Source organism: Pseudomonas sp. SDI (assembly GCF_003105155.1).
In the GTDB taxonomy this organism is placed as follows: Bacteria; Pseudomonadota; Gammaproteobacteria; order Pseudomonadales; family Pseudomonadaceae; genus Aquipseudomonas.
The window spans coordinates 1-4,500 of record NZ_QETK01000060.1 but is presented as its reverse complement, the minus strand read 5'-3'; the positions used below and the strand labels follow the sequence as shown (position 1 = coordinate 4,500).

Below are 4,500 nucleotides of genomic sequence, written 5' to 3'. Positions count from 1 at the left end.
CCGGCCTGGCCGGCAATGCTGTTCAGGCCCTAACCCGCCGCGGCAACTCGATACTCACCCGCAACCCGCCCAACGGGCTCTCCAGCAACGCCATCTGCCCACCCCAGGCATCGACGATATCGCGCACGATGCCCAAGCCCAGGCCATGCCCGTCGACCTGCTCGTCCAAGCGAGCCCCGCGCTCCAGCACCTCATTGCGTGACGTTTCGGGAATCCCCGGCCCATCGTCGTCGACCAGCAAGCGATAGCCTACCGGGCACTCCTCGATACTCAGGCGCACCTCGCTGTCGGCCCATTTGCAGGCGTTGTCGAGCAGGTTGCCGAGCATCTCCAGCAAATCTTCACGGTCCCAGGGCAAGGACAATCCCGCCGGCACTTCATGCGCAAGCAGCAAGTGCTCACCGTGGATGATGCCCAGCGTCGACAGCAGGCTCGGCAACTCCTTATCGCAAGCGAAATGTGCGCCTGGCAGCGCGTCGCCAGCCAGGCGGGCACGGTTCAATTCCCGGCTCAAACGCTGCTGAATCTGCTCCAGCTGTTCGCGCAGTTGCTCGCGCACGTCCGGCAGATCCTTCAGCTGCTCGCTCGATGCCAGACTGATCAGCACCGCCAACGGCGTCTTCAGCGCATGCCCAAGGTTGCCCAGAGCGTTGCGCGAGCGACGCAGGCTGTCCTCGGTATGGGCGAGCAAATGGTTGATCTGTGCCACCAGTGGCTCAAGCTCCGACGGCACCTCGCTATCGAGCTGGGAGCGCTGGCCCCGCTGCAACTGCGCAATCTGCTCGCGGGTGCGCTCCAGCGGGCGCAGCGAGCGCTTCACCGTCAGCCGCTGCAACACCAGGATGATCAGCAAGGCGATCAGGCCGATGCCCAGGCCGATCTGCTGGATCCGCCGAAAGCCGTCGCGCACCGGCGTGTAGTCCTGCGCCACACTGATCGAAATGGCCCGACCAAGCCGCCGGTAATCGGCGCGCAACATCAACAGTTGCTGGCCTTCCGGGCCCAGTTGCAGGCCCGCATGCAAGCCCGGTGTATCCGGGCGTGGCATGTCCATGTCCCACAGCGAACGTGAGCGCCAGTGCCCATCGTCGAAGTCGATGCGAAAGTAATAGCCGGAGAACGGCCGCTGGTACGCCGAAGAAATCCGCCGCTCATCAAGCTCGATACCGCTCTGGCCGTGGACCAGCGCTACCAGCAGGTTTTCGCTTTCCTTGCGCAGCCCGGCTTCGAGGTAGCGTTGCAAGCCGACTTCGAACAGCCACAGGCTCAGTTGCGCCAGAACCAGCCCGACCACGATCAGCACCCCGACCAGGCCGAGGCTCAAACGTGCCTGAATCGACTTCACTCAACGACCCCGCCGAATCGATAGCCTTGCCCGCGGTGGGTTTCGATCACGCTGCGGCCGAGCTTGCGACGCAGGTGATTGACGTGCACTTCAAGCACGTTGGAGTCGCGCTCGGTCTCGCCGTTGTAGAGGTGCTCGGCCAGGTGACTTTTCGACAGGATCTGCTGCGGGTGCAGCATGAAGTAACGCAGCAGGCGAAACTCTGCGGCGGTGAGCTGGATGTCCTCACCTGCCCGGCTCACACACTGGCGGCCTTCATCCAAGTGCAGCCCGGCGGCTTCCAGCGTCGGCTGATTGGCCAGGCCACGGGCGCGGCGCAGCAATGACTGAATGCGCAGTAGCAGCTCTTCCGGGTGAAACGGTTTGCTCAGGTAATCGTCGGCACCAGCTTTGAGCCCCTCGATGCGCTCGGCCCAGGAGCTGCGCGCAGTGAGGATCAGCACCGGTGTCACCAGGCCACCCGCGCGCCATTGCGCGAGCACTTCAAGGCCAGGCACCCCGGGCAAGCCGAGGTCGAGCACGATCAGGTCATATGGCTCGCTGCTGCCCTGATACAGCGCATCACGGCCATCGGCCAGCCAATCGACCGCATAGCCCTGGCGCTGCAACCCCTGGATCAACTCATCGGCCAGTGGCACGTTATCCTCAACCAGTAACAGGCGCATCAGTCGTCTTCCTCATCTTTGAGCAATGCGCCATTACTGGCGTCGAGCTTGATCTCGCGGACCACACCGTCGACGGTCAACAGCTCGACTTCGTATTCATAGCGGTCGTGCTTTTCTTCCAGCTCCGCCTCCAGCAACGTCGCCCCGGGGTAACGCCCCAGGGCGGAGTGCAACAGCTGTTCGAGGGGCAGGATGATGCCCTGCTGACGCAGGCTGAACGCCTCATCCTGATCCAGATCGCGGGCAGCGGACAACGAACAGAACACCAACAGTGCGAGCAACAGCGACCGTGCTGTTCGTGCAGAGACTGTCATCAGGTGTCCTTGACATCCTTGAGTACTTCACCGGTCTTGGCGTCCAGATCGACGTCCCACTCGACGCTCTGCGCGTCACGCAACTCGACCTTGTAGACGTAGCGGCCATAGACGTCTTCCAGCTCGGAATCTTTCACGGTGGCGCCTGGGTGCTTGGCGAGCGCAATGTTGTTCAGCTCGTCCAGCGACTTGATGGTTTTCGCTTGAACCAGGCTGACGACCTGATCCATCGGAATGTCTTTAGCCATGGCAACGTTGGCGCTCAGGGCCAGAGCAGCGGTAGCGAACAGGGCAGTTAACGTTTTCATCGTGTCTCTCCATTTAGGATCAATCTTGCTTACGGACTCAGCCTATCGAACCGAACTTAATTGAAGCTGAAAACAACTGGCGACATGATAGCGCAGCCCTTCACCCCAACTGCGTGCAGTTCTCTATAATCGTTGACCCACGACAACGAGACCCTTATGAGCGCCATCCAGATCAAGTACCCGCCCCTGACCCTCAAAGCAGGCAAGCGTGCCTTGAACCAGTTGCGCGAGCGCGGCTTGCAGCCGGCCGATGTCGGCGTGTTGCCGGGCGCCGCCGGTGGGCCAAAAGCCTTGGGCATTCAGGGGCTGGACCTCGCATTGTTCGGTCAATGGCTGCCAACGGCACCGCGTGAACGCTCGCTGATTGGCGCCTCGATTGGCTCCTGGCGCTTCGCCAGTGCATGCCTGCCCAACCCCGCCGCGGCGCTCCGTCGGCTTGGAGAACTGTATACCGAGCAGGACTTTGCCAAGGGTGTGACCCAGGCAGAGGTGAGTCGAAGCTGTCAGCGCATGCTCGATGAACTGCTCGAAGGCCAGGACGCGCGCATCCTCGACAACGCCGACTACCGTCTGAATATCGTCGTGGTAAAAAGCCACGGTCTGTTGGCCGACGATCACCGGGCGCGACTAGGCATGGGCCTGTCTTCAGTGATTGCCAACAACCTGATGGGACGCGCGCGGCTGTCGCGGCATTTCGAGCGGGTGATCCTGCATGACGCGCGGCGAGCGCCGCCCTTGCACGCACTCACAGACTTTCCATCACGCTTCCTGCACCTTGAGGAGGCGAATCTGCGACACGCCTTGCTGGCGTCGGGTTCGATCCCGATGGTAATGGAGGGAGTCCGCGATATTCCGGGCGCAGGAGCAGGCACCTACCGCGATGGCGGCCTGCTCGACTATCACCTGGACCTGCCTTACAGCGGTGACGATGTCGTGCTCTACCCGCACTTCACCGACAAGGTGGTACCGGGGTGGTTCGACAAGGCGCTGCCGTGGCGTCGGGGCGATGCCGATCGCCTGCAGAATGTGCTGTTGCTGGCACCTTCGGCGCAATACCTGGCCAGCTTACCCTATGGAAAACTGCCTGATCGCAGCGACTTCAAGCGTTTTATCGGCGATGCCAGGAGCCGACAGCGTTACTGGCACAAGGCAATGAGCGAAAGCGAGCGGCTTGGCGATGCGTTTCTTGAGCTGGTCGAAACCGGCAGGCTGCATGAGCATCTGCAACCGCTGAACTAGCCTTGCTGGTAAACTGCGAGCCAGCATTGGTTTACAGAGTTCTAGATACCGTGGAAATTTTTAAAGAATTTACCTTCGAATCGGCCCACCGCTTGCCGAATGTACCTGCGGGTCATAAATGCGGGCGCCTGCACGGCCACTCCTTCAAGGTTGCCCTGCACCTGAAAGGGCCACTGGACCCTCATACTGGCTGGATTCGGGACTTCTCCGAGATCAAGGCGATCTTCAAGCCGCTCTACGAGCAACTGGATCACAACTACCTCAATGACATTCCTGGCTTGGAGAACCCGACCAGCGAAGTGATTGCCAAGTGGATCTGGGACCAGGTCAAACCGCTGCTGCCGGAACTGTGCAAGGTGCGGATTCACGAAACTTGTACCAGCGGTTGCGAGTATTACGGCGACTGATGTGCTTATGCTGCCGACAAACCACCCTCATGGGTGGTTTTTATGCCTAGCGCCGGCAAGTCCGGCCCCCACAGTGGTCTGCTATTGCCAGCATTGGCTTAGCCAAGGTTTTTAGGCACAAAAACAAAACCCCTACCTGCTTAGCAGATAGGGGTTTCGGAATTTAATCTTGACGATGACCTACTCTCACATGGGGAAACCCCACACTACCATCGGCGATGC

6 protein-coding genes are annotated in these 4,500 nt (G+C 60.8%); 2 read left to right on the top strand and 4 right to left on the bottom strand.

Features of this window, described 5'->3' with window-relative positions; translation table 11 throughout:
* Nucleotides 1–22: 22 nt before the first annotated feature.
* From DCO48_RS22420 to DCO48_RS22405, 4 genes are read right to left on the bottom strand one after another with little or no spacing between them, the layout of a single operon-like run.
* Nucleotides 23–1,345 (bottom strand): sensor histidine kinase, encoded by a 1,323-nt coding sequence (locus DCO48_RS22420; RefSeq protein ID WP_116552790.1) that lies wholly within the window; start codon nt 1,343–1,345, stop codon nt 23–25.
* Nucleotides 1,342–2,010, bottom strand: coding sequence for a response regulator transcription factor (locus tag DCO48_RS22415; protein WP_116552789.1), 669 nt, complete (start codon nt 2,008–2,010; stop codon nt 1,342–1,344). The genes DCO48_RS22420 and DCO48_RS22415 overlap by 4 nt, the downstream gene beginning before the upstream one ends.
* Entirely contained in the window at nt 2,010–2,324 is a 315-nt protein-coding gene (locus DCO48_RS22410) for a PepSY domain-containing protein (protein WP_116552788.1), read from the bottom strand. The genes DCO48_RS22415 and DCO48_RS22410 overlap by 1 nt, the downstream gene beginning before the upstream one ends.
* Entirely contained in the window at nt 2,324–2,632 is a 309-nt protein-coding gene (locus DCO48_RS22405; protein WP_116552787.1) for a PepSY domain-containing protein, read from the bottom strand. Before DCO48_RS22405 ends, DCO48_RS22410 begins: the two co-directional genes overlap by 1 nt.
* A gap of 156 nt (nt 2,633–2,788) precedes the next feature.
* On the opposite strand from DCO48_RS22405, the gene DCO48_RS22400 reads away from it, so the two are divergent.
* Complete coding sequence (locus tag DCO48_RS22400) at nt 2,789–3,871, top strand: patatin-like phospholipase family protein (protein ID WP_116552786.1); 1,083 nt, start codon at nt 2,789–2,791, stop codon at nt 3,869–3,871.
* 50 nt (nt 3,872–3,921) lie between these two features.
* The gene (gene queD, locus DCO48_RS22395; protein ID WP_116552785.1) at nt 3,922–4,278 is read left to right on the top strand and encodes a 6-carboxytetrahydropterin synthase QueD; all 357 of its coding nucleotides are present in this window, start codon (nt 3,922–3,924) and stop codon (nt 4,276–4,278) included.
* Nucleotides 4,279–4,500: the final 222 nt, after the last annotated feature.